The organism is Desertimonas flava (assembly GCF_003426815.1).
Lineage (GTDB): Bacteria > Actinomycetota > Acidimicrobiia > Acidimicrobiales > Ilumatobacteraceae > Desertimonas > Desertimonas flava.
This window is the reverse complement of record NZ_QKYK01000023.1, coordinates 75,967-93,185: the sequence shown is the minus strand read 5'-3', so window position 1 is coordinate 93,185 and position 17,219 is coordinate 75,967. Positions and strand designations below refer to the sequence as shown.

The window sequence follows — 17,219 nt, the reverse complement described above, 5'->3', positions numbered from 1 at the left end:
CGATCACGCACTTGAATCGCCCGGCGCAACGCCCCGGTGAACGTGCGGGCATCGGACTTCTCGATGGCCCGGAAATGACCGTCGAACACCATGGTCTCCACATCGACCGCATCCAGATGCGGGATCAGCTGACCGGGCGTGATGACGGTCCCGTCCGACAGTTCACACAACCGAGCGAACTCGGCTTGACCGATGACCACCGTGACCAGCGGCCTGGGTTTGCGGCTGCCGGGAGCGACCGCCAAGGCACGTCTGGCCATCTCGACCAGGGCGTCGGCCCGCAACACCCGCTTCGGGCGTCGCGTCCGGCCCGCATGCCCCGCGTCGATGGCGGCAAGCTCGCCGGCGATCCGTTCGACCGCGGCGGCGACCTCGGCACCACCGACAGGGTCGAGATCACCGAAGAACCGTCGTTCCCCGAACACCCCAGGCCGCGACCCGAAATGCCGGTCACTGTTCGGCTCGTCACCATCATCACCCACCGCCGCGTCCGTCTCGTTGCGCCAGTAGGCGGCATGGGTGACGAACCGCTCGAACCGCTTCGTCCTGGCCGTGCCGACCAGGTCAGCCTCGTCACGCCGATACGACTCGGCCCGACGGCGGGCGGTGCACGCGGCGAGACGATCGACATGATCGATCGAGATCTCCCCCGCTCCCAGCGCTGCCGCAGCCTGCGGCATGTTCACGAGTTGCCGGCCCTGCGTCAACACCCGGCCCGCCTCGCGACGCGGCACGTTCGCCACCGTCGCCAACCGTCCCGCCGCCTGACGGTGCCGGCCCACGGCCCACACCGCACGGCGTTCCCAACGCGGCGCAACCCGTCGTGCCAACGCGTCGGTGCGGTGCCCGAGCCGGACCGCCGACACGATCACCGCATCCAACTCGGCGTCGCACAACTGGTCGGGGTCGACGGCGAGCAACTCGTCGAGGGCGGTGTTCGCCCGCTCGAGGAGTTCCTGGACCGACATATCCGCACGCTAACGGCCAGAACACCGCATACCAACATGCGTTCTATCACTTGTTCAGATACACGTGTTCAACCCATGCTCATCACAGATTGGGTGTATCGAAATGAGGCTCTTTCTATCCGCCGTGCGACAACCCCGCCGGCGGCTGGGAACTCCCCGACCGCACGCGACGACCTGTCCCCCGGTGACGACGTGTGAACGATGGCGTGACGCCATCTCGGCGCTGATCGACGGCGAGGACCCGGGGATCGAGCAACGCCTCGTCGACGCCCACGTTGCCCATTGCCCGGGGTGCCGGTCGTTCCGTGCCGCCGCCGAGCAGAGCGTCGGCCGCCTGCGCATCGGCGAGGCGATGCCGCAGCCCGATCTGTCCCGGCGGGTGTCGAAGCTGGCGGCGATCGCCGACCGAGCGGCGGCATGGAGCATCGTGCGCGCGCTCCTCGCCGTCGTGGCGATCGAGATCCTCGTCATGTCGATCCCGGCGCTCGTTCTCGGCGACGAACAGGACACGGCCGAACACGCCGCCCGGCACCTCGGGGCGTTCACCGTCGCCTACGGGGTCGGCCTGCTGGTGGTCGTCTGGCGCCCGGCTCGTGCCCGCACGATGCTGCCGGTGGCAGCCGTGCTCGGTGGTGGTCTCGTGATCGGCGCGGTCGTCGATCTCGTCAACGGGCGGGTACCGATCTTCAGCGAGATGCAGCACCTGCCCGAGCTCATCAGTGTCGTGCTCATCTGGCTGATCGCCACTCCGGCTCCCCGCCGCCTCGACCGGCGCTTCGCCCGGCGCACGTCGCGGGAGCCGACCGTCGATCTGCACCCGGTCAGCGACAGCGCCCGCCGCACCGGCTGACGTCGCGGCCTCGAAGTCGCCGACGGTCTCCAACCAGATTGCATCAGCTCGTCTCCGGGTACATCACCCGGGGACATCAACATGGTCACGATGGAGGTGATACCGATGGCCGATCTGACCGCCAAGAAGCGAGAGAACCTCCCCGCCAAGGACTTCGGACTGCCGGAGAAGGCGCGGACCAAGGACGCCAAGAAGGAGTCGGGCAATTACCCGATGCCGGACGAGGCCCACGCCCGCAACGCCAAAGCCCGAGCCGCCCAGCAGCGCAGAGCGGGCAAGCTGACGAAGGCCGAAGAGGCGCGCATCGACCGCAAGGCCGACGAGAAGCTCGACGACTGAGTTGACGACTGAGGTTGACGACTGAGGTTGACGACTGAGATCGCGGTGCGGCGTCAGTCGGCGAGGTCGAGGCTGGTCGAGCCGGATATCGAGTCGAAGTCGGACACCCGGACGCGGATGCCGATCTCCCACTCGCCCGCGTAGCTGAGCTCGACGGTGGTCTCGTACTCGCCGATGTAGACCGCAGCGAGCTCGGGACGGAGGGGGCCGATGTCGAGGTCGGGCTGGGTCAGCTCGACCGTCGGCTCCTCGACAGGGTTGACCACACGGCCTTCGTCGTCGCGCAGCACGAGGTGGAGCGTGTTGGTGCCGACTCGCGCTGGCGCCACCGAGAGCTCGGCCGTGCCGCCGTCGCTCATCTCGACGGTGAGCATTGTCGGTTCGACCGGGGCGGGAGTCGCCGCAGACGTGAGGGGCGACCGTGTGACGAGCACGCCACTCACAGACACGACGGCGAGCAGGATGGCCGCCTCGCCGATGACCAAGCGGCCGAGCCGCCGGCGGGACGCTTCCGTGGCGACGGCGCCGACGAGCCGGCGGTTGTTGTACGCGCCGAGAGCGATGACGACCACGACGAGACCGACCTTGACGATCAGGGCGTTGCCCCAACCGGTGGACGTGAGCTCACCGGCCGTCGGCAGGATGACCCACGCCATGATGACGCCGGCGACGGACACGGCGAGCACGGCGCCCACCGCGGCGACGCTGAAGCGGCGCACGATCGGCGCCAGGCGACCGACGTCGACACGGGCGCGGAAGGCGATGATCAACCCGACGATGCCGCCGGCCCACACGGCGCCGGCCGCGAGATGGACGACGTCGGTGACGATCATCAGGGACTCGCGCTCGGCGCGGGTGTGGCCCTCGAGGACGAACCCGACGAGGGCGCCGAGGGCGAAGAGACCGCCGAGCCAGCCCGGAGCGCGCTGGTCGACGGCGACGGCGATGGCGAGCAGGCCGATGACGCTGACGGCAAGTGCGAGACCGATCGGGCCGCGCAACGTGGAGCGGATCAGGTCGTTGTCGCTGAGGGCATCGAGACCGCCACCGACGCGGGCGATGCGGAACGGCGCCGACGCGAGCAGGCCGACCGCGCCGAGGACCGCGGCGCGCACCACGGTTCCGTCCCACCGACGACGGAGGTCGTCGCCGGCGTGCTGGTCGCGGTGACGAAGCGACCGGGTCCGGTCGCCGTAGATCGTGAGGGCGTACACGCCGGCGGCCACGAGGGCGCCGGCGTAGCCCACGACCGAGAACACCACCCCGCCGAGGCGGATGCCCCACGCGACGTCGTTACCCGGTTCGGGGACGTCGCCCAGGACGTCGTTCGTCCGAGTCCCGACGTGGAACACCGACGCCCCGGCGATGCGATGCGAGTCCGCCGAGACCACCTCGTACGTGATGGTGTAGGTCCCGTCGCGCAGGTCGGCGGCGAGCGGCACGGTGATCGTCACGCCGGCTTGTTCCGGCGGCGACGACACCTGCGCTGCGGTGTCGTCGAGGACGCGGACGTCGCCCCCCGACAGCGACACGGGCTCGCTGAACTCGAGCACCACCTCGGTCGGGGCGCTGTCGAGCAGTTCGTCGTTGGCCGGGGTGATCGTCAACAGCTGGGCGTGGGCCGATGCCGTGCCCGACGTCCAGCCCGTGGCGACGATGGCCACGAGCAGCGGCACCAGGACGAGCGCGAGCAGGCCCGCCGCGACGAACCGTCGCGGCGGGCCGGAGACGACCGCGGGCGCGGCCGAACGAGGGGTCAGGTGATCAGTGGGAATCGTCGACCGCGCTGTCGGACGGAACGGATTCGACGAGCTCCACGGCGGGTGCCGGCGACTCGAGGTCGTCGTGATCCTGGCCGTCGGCGGGGATCTCGATCCACGCCGTCTCGCCGCCCTCGCAGGTCTGGATCGTCGGGAAGTACACGGTCTCGCCCGGCGTGTCGGGAAGGGTGAGGCTCAGCACGAACGTGTCACGGTAGCCGTCGGGGACCGGCGTCTTGGCGGTGTACACCACCTCGGCGACGCGTTCGGTGATCTGCTCGCCATGACCACCCTCGACGGGGGTGTACAGGGTCTCCATCTGCTTGGTGACCTCCCAACCGGGATTGATCGTCGGGGCGACGGTCGGGATCGACTCGGGGATCTGGATGCGGATCTCGGTCGTGGACGAGCCGTCGCAGCCGTGGCTGAAGGCGAAGGTGAGCAGCGCCGACTCGCCGGCGACGGCCTCACTGGGATCGACCACGACGTGCGCGGACGCGCTCGCCCCGGCAGCCACGAGGGCGGCGCCGGCGATCACCACGCCGGCCGCCAACCGTCCGACACGGCCCTGTCGCACACGAACTCTCATCGGCTTCTCCTGTCTCCACGGGCGACGGCACGTCCGTCGCATCGACCGGACATCCGGTCGTCCCACGACGGTTCGGAGTTCCCGGCGTTCTTGGTCGCCTGGGTCACGCGGCGGCGATGGCGGCGTCGACCAGCGGCTGGAGGTAGAGCGCCATCGGTGCGGTGATGTGGGTCTCGTCGCGGAGCACGAGGATGTTGCCGACGATCACGGGGCAGTTGTCGTCGGTGCAGAACCACTCGGTCGTGTCGACGAACGTGAACGAGTGGGCCTGGGCGGCGGCGTACTCGGCGGCGATCAGGTCGCGGCGGGTCGCCTCGTCCCTGCTGACGTCGCACGCCGACGCGTCGTCGAGGTTTCCCGAGAGGCACACCGGCACCTCGACGGGGCTCGCCGGGTTGTCGCCGAACACCACCACGGGCGCGTCGACGGCGTCGGCGATGCGGCCGTAGGTGGCGTCGCTCCCGGCGGCCCACTCCTCGGCATCGCTGTCGTACTGGACGTAGGAGTTGGAGACGACGACGAGGGCCGGTTGGTGCTCGGTCATCCAGGCGATGGCCCGGTCGCGCCATGGCGGGCAGGTGTACGGGAGCACCTGGCCCGAGAAGTCGACGTCGGCGACCGGGCAACCCATCTTCAACAGGACGACGAGGCGGTAGCCGTGCTGCAACGCGTACCGCTCGATCGGCTCGAACCACTGGGCGGCATGGGAGTCGCCGAACAGCAACATCGTCGGGCCACCGGCGACGCCGTACTCGCACGGCTGGAGGGAGTCGTTGATCGCGACGTTGACACAGCCGTCCTGATACGGCTTGGAACGCTGTGTCGCGTCGCCCAGTGACGGCTGCAGGTTGGACGGAACGGCGGCTCCGCCCGCTGAGCTGTTGTTGCGGAGCGCGTGTTGGCCGGACGCGACCAGCTGGGCCACGGCCGCCGACGGTGGCTCGATCTCGACGGCGGCGGCGACCGTCGTCGAGGTCGGCGCGACCGACGTACTCGTGGCCCCGGGCACCGACGTGGTGGACGCACCGTCGGCCGCCGGGACGGCTGCGACAGAGGTGGGGGTCCCGGCGACGGGGGTCGCCGGTATCAACTGGGGCGCTGCCGCTTCGACGCCCCCGTCGAGGCGGCCCACCGAGGACCGGGCGTTCCATCCGACGAGGGCGACGACGAGGACGAGCGCAGCGCCGAGGCCTAGGCTGCGCGCCGGCACGGCGGCGAGCCGCCGGGAGTGGCGGATCGGGTCCTCGACGAGCCGCACCGACAGCGCCGACAGGGCGACCGAGCCGGCGACGACGGCGCAACGCTGGACGACCGACAGCGGGCCCCACTGGGCCTCGGCGAGCACGTAGGCCGGCCAGTGCCAGAGGTACAGGGCGTAGGAGTGCCGGCCGATCCACTGGAGGGCGGGCAGCCCGAGCACCACCGCCGGACCGACCGGCCGCTTGGAGCTCCCTCCGGCGACGATGACGGCCACCGTGGCGACGACGGGGAGCAGGACCCCGAGGCCCGGCCACGACGTGGGAACGCCGGCGAACGCGAAGCACGACATGACGATGCCGAGCGCGCCGGCCCAGCCGACGCCCACACGGATCCTGCGGTCGACGATCCGCGGGCCGACGATGGCAATCGCCGCGCCGGCGAGCAGCTCGCCCATCCGGGTGGGCAGCAGCCAGAACGCCCACGTGGAGTGTGCTGCACCGAGAGCGAGCGACGTGGCGAAGCCGATCGCGATCAGAGCGACGGTGACGAGCAGCACGAGGCGCCGGTACTGGCGCGGTCGGCGCATCATCAGGACGAGCAGGGGCGGCCACAACAGGTAGAACTGCTCCTCGACGGCGAGCGACCAGAAGTGCAGCAGGGGCGACGTGGACGTGGGCGCGAAGTAGTCGCCGACACGGTTGCCGAACACGAAGTTGGACGTGAACGTGGCCGCCCCGAACGTGTCGTCGGCGAGCGTCGGCATGGCCAGGGGCGGCAGCACCCGGCGGGCGACGAGCACCGTGGCCACCACGGTGAGGGCGGCGGCGGGAAGGAGCCGGCGGGCCCGCCGGGCCCAGAACTCGGGGAGGGCGATCGTGCCCGTCCTCGCCGCCTCGCCGAGAAGGAGCCGCGTGATGAGGAACCCGGAGAGCACGAAGAACACGTCGACGCCGACGAACCCGCTGCGCACCCCGAGCAGGCGCGTGTGATAGAGGACCACGGCGACCACGGCCACGGCGCGGAGCCCCTCGATGTCGGGGCGGAACCCGGTGTCGATGCGGCCGGCCAGCGACCGTCGCACGGCGGCACGGGTGTCGCGGCGGGCGGCCCGGATGTCGCGCCGTTGGCGTCGCTGCCGCGGCGCGGCAGCATCCGAGTCCGGCGCGAATCGTGCCCCGAGCGGCCGCCGAGCGTGCATCCGCTCGCGACCGTACCGCCCCGGCCGACGACGCCTGGCGATACCCGAAATCGAGCGTCGGCGGGCGGCGTCGCTCGGCCAATCTGGGGCCGATGACCAATGGGGGATCCGACGGGTTCGGCGCGGCCGCGACCTGGCACCACGGGCTCGTCGCCCGCTGGTGGGCGCTGTTCCGCCACGACGGTCCGGAGATCGCCTTCTTCCGGAGGTTCGTCGCCGCCGGTGAGCCGGCGCTCGACGTCGGATGCGGCACCGGGCGGCTGCTGGTGCCGTACGTGCGCGACGGGCTCGACGTCGACGGAGCCGATGCCTCCGCCGACATGATCGACCACTGCCGCGCCGCCGCGTCGGCGGTCGGAGCGGCGCCGAACCTGTACGTGCAGCCGGCCCACGAACTGGACATCGATCGCTCCTACTCGACCGTCCTGATGTGCGGGACGTTCGGCGTCGGCAGCATCGACGGCCAGGACGCCGCCGGTCTCGAGCGGATCCGCGCCCATCTCGCGCCAGGTGGCACGTTCGTCATGGACTACGAGACGGCCGAGCACTGGACCCCGCGGATCGCTCCCGACACCGGCGCGCCGCCGCCGGGCAGCGAGCGCCAGCGCGGTCCCGACGGCGACGAGTACGCGTTGCGCCAGCGCGTCGTCGCCGTCGACGACTCAGGGCGACAGGTCCGGCGCGAGATGCATGCGTGGAGATGGCACGACGGCGAGCTCGTCGGCGACGAGCGGCACGTCCTCACCTACGTCCGCTACCGCCCTGGCGAGATCGTCGACCTGCTCGGTCGGGCCGGCTTCGTCGACGTCTCGGTGATCGGCGGCTACGACGGCACCACACCGACGCCCCAGCACGCATTCCTCGTCTACGTGGCCCGCACACCGTCGTAGGTGGCGTCACCGCACGGCCGCTCGGCCGGCCACCGTCACGCCGACGCCCGTTCGATCGCCGCGGCGATCCCGTCGAGCACGGCGGTGAGCCCGAACTCGAAGTCGTCGTCACCGCTGGCGTCGTCGCCGAAATCGTCGTCGAACTCTCCGTCGGCGATCATCCGAGCGAGCGCCGGGTACTGCTCGGCGCTGACCAGCGGGGCGAGCACGTCATAGCTGATGAGAGTCTGCGCCAACTCCTCGGGCGGACGGGAGGAGATGTCGATCATGAGGTGGCGCTCGCCCCGGACGTACGTGCTGAGCAACAACGTGGCGCTCACCCGCTGGGCGGCGTCGAGGCCGGTGCCGTCGAACGCGGCGAGGCACGCGTCGAACCACCGCAGGTTCCGGGGACCGGTCGGCGGGCCGGTCACCGGGAGCTTGAGGAGCCACGGACGCCGCGTCCATTCATCGCGGACGGCGCGGGCCCACTGCTCGGCCCGCGGTCGCCAGCCGGCGCCGGCCGGCGCCTCGGGCGGAAGGCCGAACGCGGCGTCGCTCATCAGCGTGAGCAGGTCGTCCTTGCTCGCCACGTACCGGTAGAGGGCCATCGTCGAGCTGCCGAGCTGCGCGGCCACCCGCCCCATCGACACGGCGGTGATGCCCTCGGCGTCGGCCACTTCGATCGCCGCAGCGACCACGTCGTCGCGGGTGAACGTCGGCTTCGGGCCCCGCCGGGACGGCTCACCGAGGTCCCAGAGCAGCCGCACCACGGCGGGAAGGTCGTGGGGATGGGCGTCGTTGCTCATGCCCTCACTCTAACTGCGTTGACAATACGCAGTTTTGTCTCTACCGTTCTGCGTATGAAGTACGCAGAAAACTGTTGCCGTGACGGCATCGTCTCCGTCCGCGGCCTGCACAAGGCGTTCGGCGGCACGGCGGTGCTCGACGGCATCGACCTCGACGTCGCCGAGGGCACGGTCCTCGCGCTCCTCGGCCCCAACGGCGCCGGCAAGACCACGACGGTGCGGATCCTCGCGACGCTCCTGCGGCCCGATCGGGGGACCGCCCGCATCGCCGGGCACGACGTCGTGGACGACGCCCCCGCCGTGCGGGCGCTCATCAGCCTGACGGGCCAGTACGCCGCCGTGGACGAGGAGCAGACCGGCCGCGAGAACCTGCGCATGATCGGCCAGCTGCTCCACCTCGGCCGCGCCGCCGCGCGTCGTCGCGCCGACGAGCTGCTCGACCGCTTCGATCTCGCCGACGCGGGCTCGCGGCGCGTCTCCACGTACTCCGGCGGCATGCGCCGCCGTCTCGACCTGGCGATGAGCGTGGTCGGGTCCCCGCGGGTGCTCTTCCTCGACGAGCCGACGACCGGGCTCGACCCGACGAGCCGCTCGATGATGTGGAGCGTCGTGCGCGACCTCGTGGGCGACGGCACGACCGTCATCCTCACGACCCAGTACCTCGAGGAGGCCGATCAGCTCGCCGATCGCGTCGTGCTCATCGACGACGGCCGCGTGGCCGCCGACGGAACGACGGTCGACCTCAAGCGACAGGTCGGCGGAGAGCGCATCGACGTCCGTTTCGCCCTCCACGACGACGCCGTCGTCGCCGCGGCGCTGCTGGCCCGTCGCGGCGCGCTCGTCAGTGCCGACGGTCTGGGGATCGGCCTGCCCACGGACGGGTCGGCGAAGGGAGTGCACGACGCCCTCTCCGTGCTGCTCGACGCCGGCGTCCACCCGATCACCCTCGACCTGCGCCGCCCCACGCTCGACGACGTGTTCGTCGCCGTCACCGGGAGCGCCGCGTGAGTCGTGTCACCGCTGCCGTGCTCGCCGATTCCTCCACCCTCATCGGTCGATCGATCCGGCTTGGTCGGCGCAGCATCGACACCGTCATCACGTCGATCCTGTTGCCCCTCATGCTGATGGCCCTGTTCGTCTACGTGTTCGGCGGTGCACTCGATCCGGGCGGCGACTACATCGACTACGTCGTGCCCGGCATCATCCTCCTGTGCGTGGGCTTCGGCGCGGCGTCGACCGCCGTTCCGGTCTCCGCCGACATGACCGGAGGCATGATCGACCGCCTGCGGTCGATGCCGATCGCCGGCTCCGCCGTTCTCACCGGCCACGTCGTCGCCAGCGTGGCTCGCAACGCCATCTCCACGGTCATCGTCGTGGCGGCCGCCGTGCTGATGGGCTTCCGGCCCGACGCCGGGCCGGTCGAGTGGCTGGCGATGACCGGGCTCCTCGCTGCCTACGTGCTCGCCCTCTCGTGGCTCGCTGCGGCGCTGGGGATCGTCGCGCGGAGCGCCGAGTCGGCCAACGCCGTCGGGTTCTTCATGCTGTTCGTCCCGTACCTGTCCAGCGCCTTCGTGCCGACCGACACGATGCCGGCGGGACTGCGCGCCATCAGCGACCACCAGCCGGTCACCCCGATCATCGAGACGGCCCGCGGCCTGCTCACCGGCACGGAGATCGGCAGTTCGGGCTGGATCGCCGTGGCGTGGTGTACCGGCCTCCTCGTCACGTCGGTCGTCCTCGCCGGCATGATGTATCGCCGCCGCACCGCAGCATGAACGGACCGTTCAGCCGGTGCGACGGGTGACGACGGCGTCGTCGACGACCGACTTCGTAGGATCGGGGGATGCACTCACGTCGCCGCCGTTCGTTGCTCGCTGTCGCCGGGGCCGCAGTCACCCTGTTGGCCGGGACGGCGAACGTCGCCGCATCGACTCCCGACGAGGGCTCCGGCATCACGCCGGAGGCCCTTGTCGCCGCGGCCGAGCAGTCGGCAACGGCGCCCAGTCGCTACGAGATGTACTTGGAAATGTCCGGCGTCGCCGGCATGCCGACGATGGGCAGCACGAGCCGCCCGCTAGCCACCGGATCGGTGTCGGGCACCTCGAGCACCGCGCTGATGGACATGTCGGTGCTGATGGGCGGACTGCTCCCCCTCGACGACGACGACCTGACGATGGAGATGATCACCATCGAGCAGGACCTCTACATCAGGGCGCCGTTCTTCGCCGCCCTCGCCGAGATGTCGGGCAGAACATCGGGTCCGATGTCCGCGTTCGTCGAGCTCGGCGATGGTTGGGCGTTCGTGGACGGGGCGGCGCTCTCCACCGATGCCGCCGACATCGGCTCGCTGCTGGGTGCCAATGCGGGCAACCCCACGGCGATGTACGCGGCCCTCGGGACGACCTCGAAGACCGCTCCCCTCGGCACCGAGACCATCCATGGCATCCCGTCCTCCGGTGTCACCGCGACGGTCGGCTTCGTCGAGATGATGGAGGCCCAGAACCTGGACCCCTCACTGATGCCGGCCGACCTCAGCTCGTTGGCCGACGCCGAGCTGCCGATCGAGGTGTGGCTGGGTGACAACGGCTTCATCACGCGGGTCGTGTTCGAGTTCGACGTCGACACCCTGACCGCCGCCGCCAGCATCGGCGGTCTCGACGACTCCGAAGCCGAGTTGCTCGACGAGATGCGCGGGCTCGTCACCACGATGATCATGGAGTCGTTCGACTTCAACTCCCCCGACATCGTGATCGCCCCGCCGAAGGAGTACGTCGACATGACCACCGAGTTCGGCGAGCTCCTCGAAATGGCGCAGTAGCCAGGCGTGTCCAGCGACGACCACCGGGCCGCCCTCGGCGAGTTCCTGCGTGCCCGCCGGGAGGCCGTAACGCCGACGCAGGTGGGCCTGCCCACCGGTCACTCCCGACGCACGCCCGGGCTCCGGCGAGAGGAGGTGGCGATGCTGGCCGGCGTGTCGGTCACCTGGTACACGTGGCTCGAACAGGGCCGGCGGATCAACGCGTCGGTGGACGTGCTGCGGGCGATCGGCCGGGCCCTGCGCCTCGACGCCGCCGGCGTCGAGCACCTCATCGCCCTCGCTCAGCCGACACCCACCGACCGGGTCACCACGGTCACCACGTCGGTCGCCGACCCTGACGACGTGCCCTCGGCACTGCGCCGCCTGATCGACGCCTTCGAGCCAGCGCCGGCCTACGTGCTCGGACCGCACTGGGAGTTCGCCGCGTGGAACGCTGCTCAGGCCCGGCTGTACCCGCGCATCAACATCCTGCAGCCTCCTGAGCGCAACCTCATGTGGGTGCTGTTCGCCGACCCGGCGCTGCGGGACCTCATCGTCGACTGGGATATCCATGCCCGGCAGGCGTTGGCCGAGTTCCGCGCCGCCACCACGCCGGTGCGGGGTGACCCGGCCTTCCGTGAGCTCGTCGATCGGCTCAGTGCCGACAGCGCCGAGTTCGCGGCGTGGTGGCCCGAACACGACGTCGCCCGCTTCGAGACCCGCCTGCGCCGTTTCAACCACCCGCAGGCCGGCATGCTCACGTTCGAGTACCAGCTCCTCGCCCCTGAGGAGTGGCCGATGCTGCGCGTCGCCGTCCAGCTCCCGGTGCCCGGCGACGACTCGGCCCAGCGCCTCGCCGTCCGCCACTATGTCGCCTGATCGGGCTCGCCCGATCGTGTCGCCTGATCGGGCTCGCTCGATCGTGTCGCCTGATCGCCTGATCAGCGGGAGAGGTGGCGCTCCACGGCGGTGAGCCACTCGTCGCGGTGGGTCAGCTGCGGCGAGTGATAGGCGCCGGCGATCGTCACCAGTTCGCCGTTCGGGAAACAGGCGGCGAGGTCGGGCGCCTGCACGGCCAGCTCTCCGTCCTCGGAGCCGACGATCACCGTGACGGGAACCGTGACCCCTCCCAAGGGTTCCCGCAGCGACGGCAGGTCGGGTCCGAGCAGCTCCAGTCCCAGCGCCTTGAGGGCGTAGAGGTCGAACGCCTCGTCGCGCAGGGCCTTGACGTCGCGCCACTCGGCGGGCGTCGCCGCATCGACGAGCGCCCGCTCGGGCCCGGGCGGATTCACCGGACGATCGTGGTTCGCCGGGTCGAAGCCGGCGAGGAACGCCTGCATCAGCTCCTGCACCTCCCCGGCGGCGAACCCCCACCCGCTGGTGTCCATGAGGGTGAGCGAGCGGACCAGCTCGGGTCGGTCGAGCACGAGCAGCATCGAGAGGTACCCACCCATCGAGTGCCCGAGCACGTCGACCGGTCCACCCACCACGGCGTCCACGAACGCGCCGACATCGGCAGCGAGGCGGCTCAGCGAGTAGCCGCCGGCCGCCCCGAGCTTGGTGGACAGGCCGTGGCCCACGTGGTCGACGGCGAGCACGCGGCGGGTCCGTGCCAGTTCGTCCACGACGAGGGCGAAGTCGTGGGACGAGCCGGAGAACCCGTGGATCAGGAGGAGCGGAGGGCCGTCGCCCTCGCCCCACGAGTCCCACGCCAGTTCAGCGCCGTCGATGGTGATCCGTTGCGACAGGTCGGCCATCCACCGCACGGTACCCTCGACTCGGAGCACAGACGCCGGAGCGAGGGACCGAGATGCATGAGGATCCATCACCAGACACGGTCATCGAGGCCATCGCCGCGCTCCGTGCCGATGGCTACACCGCCGACTACGTGCTCGTCGACGGCGTGCTCAGCGCCGACCCCGACTGCCCCACATGCGCCGTCGGCGACGCCGTGGTCGAACGGCTCTACCGCTTCGAGGGCGACAGCGATCCCGGCGACGAGATGATCGTCTTCGGACTGCTCGACCCGGCGTCGGGCACGAGGGGAACGCTGGCGTCGGCGTTCGGCGTCAACGCCGACCCGGCCCTGAGTCATCACCTCGTCGACCTCCACCGCCGTTTCGAGCCCTGACCGACGGGCAACCGTCAGGTCGTCAGCGGAGGCGGATGACCTGGTCGGCGCGTTCGAACGCCACGGCGCGGTGGGACACGGCGATCACCGTGAGGCCGGCGGCGGCGAGGTTGTCCCAGAGCCGCAGTTCGGTCTCCACGTCGACTGCGCTGGACAGGTCGTCGAGCACGATCAGCTCGGGCCCGTGCGCGAGCGCCCGTGCCGTCGCCAGCCGCTGCCGCTGGCCACCGGACAGCCGCAGGCCGCGCGGACCGATGAGCGTGTCACCTGCGTCGGGCATCGCCGCGACGTCGTCGGCGATCTCCGCGACCCGCAAGGCCTCCTCGATCCGCGCCCGCTCCATCGGCCCGAGCGACACGTTGTCGATCACCGAGTCGGAGATCAGTTGGGGCACTTGGGGCAGGAAGGCGGCGTTCGGCGGCACGAGGAAAGCGGCACGGTCGACGATCGGGCGGCCGTTCCATCGAACCTCGCCCGTCACCTCGGCGCGCCAGGCCAGTCCGAGCATCGCCCGCAACAGCGTCGACTTGCCGGAACCGACCGGCCCGGTGATCACGGTGAACGTACCCCGCTCGGCACGGAACGACACCGGGCCGACGCCGCGCTGGAAGGCCGAACCCGAGCCGTTGCCCCGTCGCCCGAGGGGATAGCGGGCGACCAGGTCGACGACCTCGAACAAGTCGAGCGGCACCCGGTCGGGTCTGGCCGCGTCGGGGCGTACCGGCCGTTGCCGCGCCTCGAGGGGCAGCGAGCGGGGCCGGACGGTGTTGCTGGCGTCGTTGTCGGCGACGAGGACGCTCATCCGATCGAAGGCGATGGCCGCCTGCTTGCGGCGGGCCAGGACCCGCCCGACCATCCGCGGCATGAAGCTGAGCCATCCGAGGTAGGCGGCGAACAGGGCGAGGGTGCCGACGTCGAAGCTGCCCGTCGCGATGGCCCCGGCGCTGACGACGATGATGAGCCCGAAGCCGATGTCGGCGGCGCCGTGGCTGAACGCCATCACGCCCTCGTCGAGCACCCGGTCCCGTACGGCGGTGGAACCCCGCCGGTCGACGAGGACACGGAGGCGGTCGAGCAGGTTGCCCGACGCGCCGTTCACCTTCACCGTGGTCGCCGCCGCCATCACGTCGCCGACGAGCCCCGTCACCGCCGCAGCGGCCGTCCGGTCGGCGGCGCGGTACGCCTTGATCCGCCCGTCGAGGAGCCGGGTGACCAGCACCACGCCGATCAGGGGCAGGACGAGCACGGCCGCGGCCCGGGCATCGGCGAGACCGAGGACGAACCCGGCGATCACGCTGAAGAGCACCCCGCCGGACACGTCGACGATGCCGTCGATCAGTTGGGCGACGTCCTCGGCATCCTCCCGGAAGTGGGTGATCGCCTCGCCGGCCGAGCCGACCGGCTGGCCGGCTTCGGGGCCGCCACTCGCCATCTGCGCCTGCAAGAGGTTGCCGCGGATGAGCGTCTGCATGTGCACCCACGCCTTCGTCCAGGTGATCGCGGCGAAGTGGATGACCGCCATGCGCACCGCTTCGGCGACCATGAGGGCGATGGCGTACCAGTACACGGCGCGGGTGTCGCCGTTGCCGAGGGCGTCGAAGCCACGCCCGAGCAGGAAGCCGTTGGCCGCGGGCAGCGTGAAGAACACGACGAACGTGATCCAGCCCACCCAGAACGTCCACGGCTCATGCTTGGTGATCTGCCAAGCCAGCCGCATCGCCGAGTACTGCTTCATGCCGGCTCCGTTCACTGCGTTCCCCGGCCACGCAGGCCGCGTGTGGACGCTCGCTCGCTAGCGCTCGCTCGCTCGCATCGGTGCTGGATCATGCCGGCTCCGTTCACTGCGTTCCCCGGCCACGCAGGCCGCGTGTGGACGCTCGCTCGCTAGCGCTCGCTCGCTCGCATCGGTGCTGGATCATGCCGGCTCCGCCAACGCGTTCGTGACGGTGGCGTCGGTGTCAACGGCGAGGGCGAGCTCGAGGAGCCGGCGGTACCGTCCACCGTCGCGGCGCACGAGCTCGGCCCGGGGCCCGTGCTCGGCGATGCGACCGGCGTCGAACACGATGATCTCGTCGACCATGTCGAGCGTGGAGAGGCGGTGGGCGATGACGAACGTGGTGCGGCCGACCATCAGCCGCGCCACGGCATCGGCGATGCGTTCCTCGGTCTCGGGATCGACCCGCGCCGTCGCCTCGTCGAGCACGAGCAGATCGGGCTGGCGCAACCACACCCGGGCCAGCGCCAACAGCTGCGCCTGGCCGGCGGACAGGCCGGCGCCTCCCGCGCCGAGCGGCCGGTCGATGCCGGCGTCGACGAGCACGTCGAGCCCGACGTCGCGCAGTGCGGCCTCGACGGCGGCGTCGGACGGTGCGGCGTCGAAGAGGGTCACGTTGTCGCGGATCGTGCCCTCGAAGAGCTCGACCTCCTGCGGCACGAGCGCCACCCGGCGGCGCAGCTCGGCGAGCGGGATGTCGGCGATCGGCACCCCGCCGAGGCGCATCGTTCCCGCCGTCGGTTCGACGAGGCGGAGGAGCAGGCGCGAGAACGTCGTCTTGCCGCTGCCGGTGCGACCGACCACGCCGACCGAGCGACCGGCGGCGACCGTCACGTCGATGTCGTGCAGGATCGGTTGCGCTTCCTCGTAGCTGAAGCGCACACCGGTGGCCTCCACCGACAACGGCCCCGCCCCGGGTCGCGTCGAGCCGGCGTCGACGATGCCCGGACGGATCGCCATCAGTTCGACGACGCGGCGCATCGCGCCACTCGCCTTCTGCACGGTCTCGAGCTGGTGGACGAGGTCCTCGAGCGGGCGCGTCATCAGCTGGACGTACTGGAACAGCAGGAACGCCGTCCCCAGCGTGATCGTCCCGCCGCTGACCAACCCGGCCGACAGGGCGAGCGTGCCCACGGACCCGACCGTCACGGCTGTCTGCAAGGCCCACCACATCCGCAAGAACGCGTCCTCGCGGCGCACGGAGCTGCGCAGGGCGTCGGAGCTGTCCTCGACGAACCGCCACATGGCGTGGGTCTCGGCGCCGTTGGAGCGAAGGTCCTCGATCGCCGTGAGCCGTTCCTCGATGCCGCCGTAGAGGCGGGCGTAGGCGCCCATCTCGTCGGACGATTCACGCACCGCCCGGTGCCGCATGCGGATGACCAGGGCGGCGGCGAAGATCAGGTACACGACCATGCCGGCGCCGAGGCGCCAGTCGATCACGAGGAGCACACCGAGCATTCCGGTGAGCATGACCACGGCGCCGACGAGACGCGGCAGCACCTGCGACAGGAAGTCGGAGACGTGGGTGACGTCGCCGTCGACCCGCTGGATCAGCTCGCCCGGCGTGTGGCGACGGTGGAACTCGTGATCGAGTCCGAGCACGTGCCCGGTGATGTCGAGCCGCAGCGTGTTGGTGATGCGCCACGCCGCCCTGGTGGCGTTGCGGACGACGAGCACGTTGACGAGTTGGGTGAGCGCGGCGATGCCGAGGAAGAGCACGCCGAGGGCGACGACCGTGCCGCGGTCGGCGCCGTCGCGGGCCTCGTCGACCACCAGGCGGACGACGAGCGGGCCGGCCAGCGCGCCGGCCTGGGCGACGGCGATCACCAGCCCGAGAGCGATCCAACGCCGGGCGTCGGGGCGCAGCAGGTCGAGCAAGGCTCGACCCTGCTGGGTCACGGGGGCGCGGCCGGGGGCACGCGTCGCGTCGGGCAC

The 17,219-nt window shown here is 71.0% G+C and carries 16 protein-coding genes; 8 read left to right on the top strand and 8 right to left on the bottom strand.

The features are described 5' to 3' along the window. Positions 1 to 968 (bottom strand): 13E12 repeat family protein (locus DN771_RS21460; RefSeq protein ID WP_116999606.1); only part of this gene is annotated, 968 nt, incomplete at its 3' end. A 184-nt stretch (positions 969 to 1,152) separates the two neighbouring features. Here DN771_RS21460 and DN771_RS21455 point away from each other — a divergent pair. Together DN771_RS21455 and DN771_RS21450 are read left to right on the top strand one after the other, a co-directional pair. After that, positions 1,153 to 1,818, top strand: a complete 666-nt coding sequence (locus tag DN771_RS21455) for a zf-HC2 domain-containing protein (protein ID WP_162942233.1) — start codon at positions 1,153 to 1,155, stop codon at positions 1,816 to 1,818. Positions 1,819 to 1,923: 105 nt separating this feature from the next. Then, complete coding sequence (locus DN771_RS21450; RefSeq protein WP_116999617.1) at positions 1,924 to 2,157, top strand: hypothetical protein; 234 nt, start codon at positions 1,924 to 1,926, stop codon at positions 2,155 to 2,157. Positions 2,158 to 2,210: 53 nt separating this feature from the next. Here the strand turns inward: DN771_RS21450 and DN771_RS21445 are convergent, their stop codons facing one another. The 3 genes from DN771_RS21445 to DN771_RS21435 form a co-directional block, all read right to left on the bottom strand. Beyond that, positions 2,211 to 3,833: a copper resistance protein CopC gene (locus DN771_RS21445; protein WP_116999604.1), complete on the bottom strand. Its 1,623-nt coding sequence runs from the start codon at positions 3,831 to 3,833 to the stop codon at positions 2,211 to 2,213. 88 nt (positions 3,834 to 3,921) lie between these two features. After that, positions 3,922 to 4,506, bottom strand: a complete 585-nt coding sequence (locus DN771_RS21440) for a YcnI family copper-binding membrane protein (protein WP_162942232.1) — start codon at positions 4,504 to 4,506, stop codon at positions 3,922 to 3,924. Positions 4,507 to 4,609: 103 nt separating this feature from the next. After that, entirely contained in the window at positions 4,610 to 6,904 is a 2,295-nt protein-coding gene (locus DN771_RS21435; RefSeq protein ID WP_116999602.1) for an acyltransferase family protein, read from the bottom strand. A gap of 92 nt (positions 6,905 to 6,996) precedes the next feature. On the opposite strand from DN771_RS21435, the gene DN771_RS21430 reads away from it, so the two are divergent. Beyond that, positions 6,997 to 7,794, top strand: coding sequence for a class I SAM-dependent methyltransferase (locus tag DN771_RS21430; RefSeq protein WP_162942231.1), 798 nt, complete (start codon positions 6,997 to 6,999; stop codon positions 7,792 to 7,794). A gap of 35 nt (positions 7,795 to 7,829) precedes the next feature. On the opposite strand, the gene DN771_RS21425 is transcribed toward DN771_RS21430, so the two are convergent. Next, positions 7,830 to 8,582 (bottom strand): TetR/AcrR family transcriptional regulator, encoded by a 753-nt coding sequence (locus DN771_RS21425; protein ID WP_116999600.1) that lies wholly within the window; start codon positions 8,580 to 8,582, stop codon positions 7,830 to 7,832. Between the two features lie 54 nt (positions 8,583 to 8,636). On the opposite strand from DN771_RS21425, the gene DN771_RS21420 reads away from it, so the two are divergent. From DN771_RS21420 to DN771_RS21405, 4 genes are all read left to right on the top strand, one after another. Beyond that, positions 8,637 to 9,590, top strand: coding sequence for an ATP-binding cassette domain-containing protein (locus tag DN771_RS21420; RefSeq protein ID WP_116999599.1), 954 nt, complete (start codon positions 8,637 to 8,639; stop codon positions 9,588 to 9,590). Further along, the gene (locus DN771_RS21415; RefSeq protein ID WP_116999598.1) at positions 9,587 to 10,357 is read left to right on the top strand and encodes an ABC transporter permease; all 771 of its coding nucleotides are present in this window, start codon (positions 9,587 to 9,589) and stop codon (positions 10,355 to 10,357) included. The genes DN771_RS21420 and DN771_RS21415 overlap by 4 nt, the downstream gene beginning before the upstream one ends. A 68-nt stretch (positions 10,358 to 10,425) precedes the next feature. Beyond that, on the top strand, positions 10,426 to 11,400 hold the full coding sequence (locus tag DN771_RS21410; RefSeq protein ID WP_116999597.1) for a hypothetical protein: 975 nt from the start codon (positions 10,426 to 10,428) through the stop codon (positions 11,398 to 11,400). 6 nt (positions 11,401 to 11,406) lie between these two features. Further along, complete coding sequence (locus DN771_RS21405) at positions 11,407 to 12,258, top strand: helix-turn-helix transcriptional regulator (protein ID WP_116999596.1); 852 nt, start codon at positions 11,407 to 11,409, stop codon at positions 12,256 to 12,258. A gap of 62 nt (positions 12,259 to 12,320) precedes the next feature. Here DN771_RS21405 and DN771_RS21400 read toward each other — a convergent pair whose 3' ends face one another. Continuing rightward, positions 12,321 to 13,136, bottom strand: a complete 816-nt coding sequence (locus DN771_RS21400) for an alpha/beta fold hydrolase (protein ID WP_162942230.1) — start codon at positions 13,134 to 13,136, stop codon at positions 12,321 to 12,323. Positions 13,137 to 13,189: 53 nt separating this feature from the next. Between DN771_RS21400 and DN771_RS21395 the strand changes: the two genes are divergently transcribed. Continuing rightward, positions 13,190 to 13,510 carry a phosphoribosylpyrophosphate synthetase gene (locus DN771_RS21395; RefSeq protein WP_162942229.1) on the top strand — a complete coding sequence of 107 codons (321 nt, stop codon included), beginning with the start codon at positions 13,190 to 13,192 and terminating at the stop codon, positions 13,508 to 13,510. 22 nt (positions 13,511 to 13,532) lie between these two features. Here DN771_RS21395 and DN771_RS21390 read toward each other — a convergent pair whose 3' ends face one another. Both DN771_RS21390 and DN771_RS21385 read right to left on the bottom strand, forming a co-directional pair. Beyond that, positions 13,533 to 15,245, bottom strand: a complete 1,713-nt coding sequence (locus DN771_RS21390) for an ATP-binding cassette domain-containing protein (RefSeq protein WP_162942228.1) — start codon at positions 15,243 to 15,245, stop codon at positions 13,533 to 13,535. Between the two features lie 180 nt (positions 15,246 to 15,425). Further along, positions 15,426 to 17,219: an ABC transporter ATP-binding protein gene (locus DN771_RS21385; protein WP_116999592.1), complete on the bottom strand. Its 1,794-nt coding sequence runs from the start codon at positions 17,217 to 17,219 to the stop codon at positions 15,426 to 15,428.

Bases quoted from the DNA above. Each gene is read 5' to 3' on its own strand.
- DN771_RS21430 (WP_162942231.1), top strand. From the start codon at position 6,997: ATGACCAATGGGGGATCCGACGGGTTCGGCGCGGCCGCGACCTGGCAC.
- DN771_RS21440 (WP_162942232.1), bottom strand. From the start codon at position 4,506: ATGAGAGTTCGTGTGCGACAGGGCCGTGTCGGACGGTTGGCGGCCGGC.
- DN771_RS21400 (WP_162942230.1), bottom strand. From the start codon at position 13,136: ATGGCCGACCTGTCGCAACGGATCACCATCGACGGCGCTGAACTGGCG.
- DN771_RS21435 (WP_116999602.1), bottom strand. From the start codon at position 6,904: ATGCACGCTCGGCGGCCGCTCGGGGCACGATTCGCGCCGGACTCGGAT.
- DN771_RS21420 (WP_116999599.1), top strand. From the start codon at position 8,637: ATGAAGTACGCAGAAAACTGTTGCCGTGACGGCATCGTCTCCGTCCGC.
- DN771_RS21390 (WP_162942228.1), bottom strand. From the start codon at position 15,245: ATGAAGCAGTACTCGGCGATGCGGCTGGCTTGGCAGATCACCAAGCAT.
- DN771_RS21395 (WP_162942229.1), top strand. From the start codon at position 13,190: ATGCATGAGGATCCATCACCAGACACGGTCATCGAGGCCATCGCCGCG.
- DN771_RS21410 (WP_116999597.1), top strand. From the start codon at position 10,426: ATGCACTCACGTCGCCGCCGTTCGTTGCTCGCTGTCGCCGGGGCCGCA.
- DN771_RS21425 (WP_116999600.1), bottom strand. From the start codon at position 8,582: ATGAGCAACGACGCCCATCCCCACGACCTTCCCGCCGTGGTGCGGCTG.
- DN771_RS21450 (WP_116999617.1), top strand. From the start codon at position 1,924: ATGGCCGATCTGACCGCCAAGAAGCGAGAGAACCTCCCCGCCAAGGAC.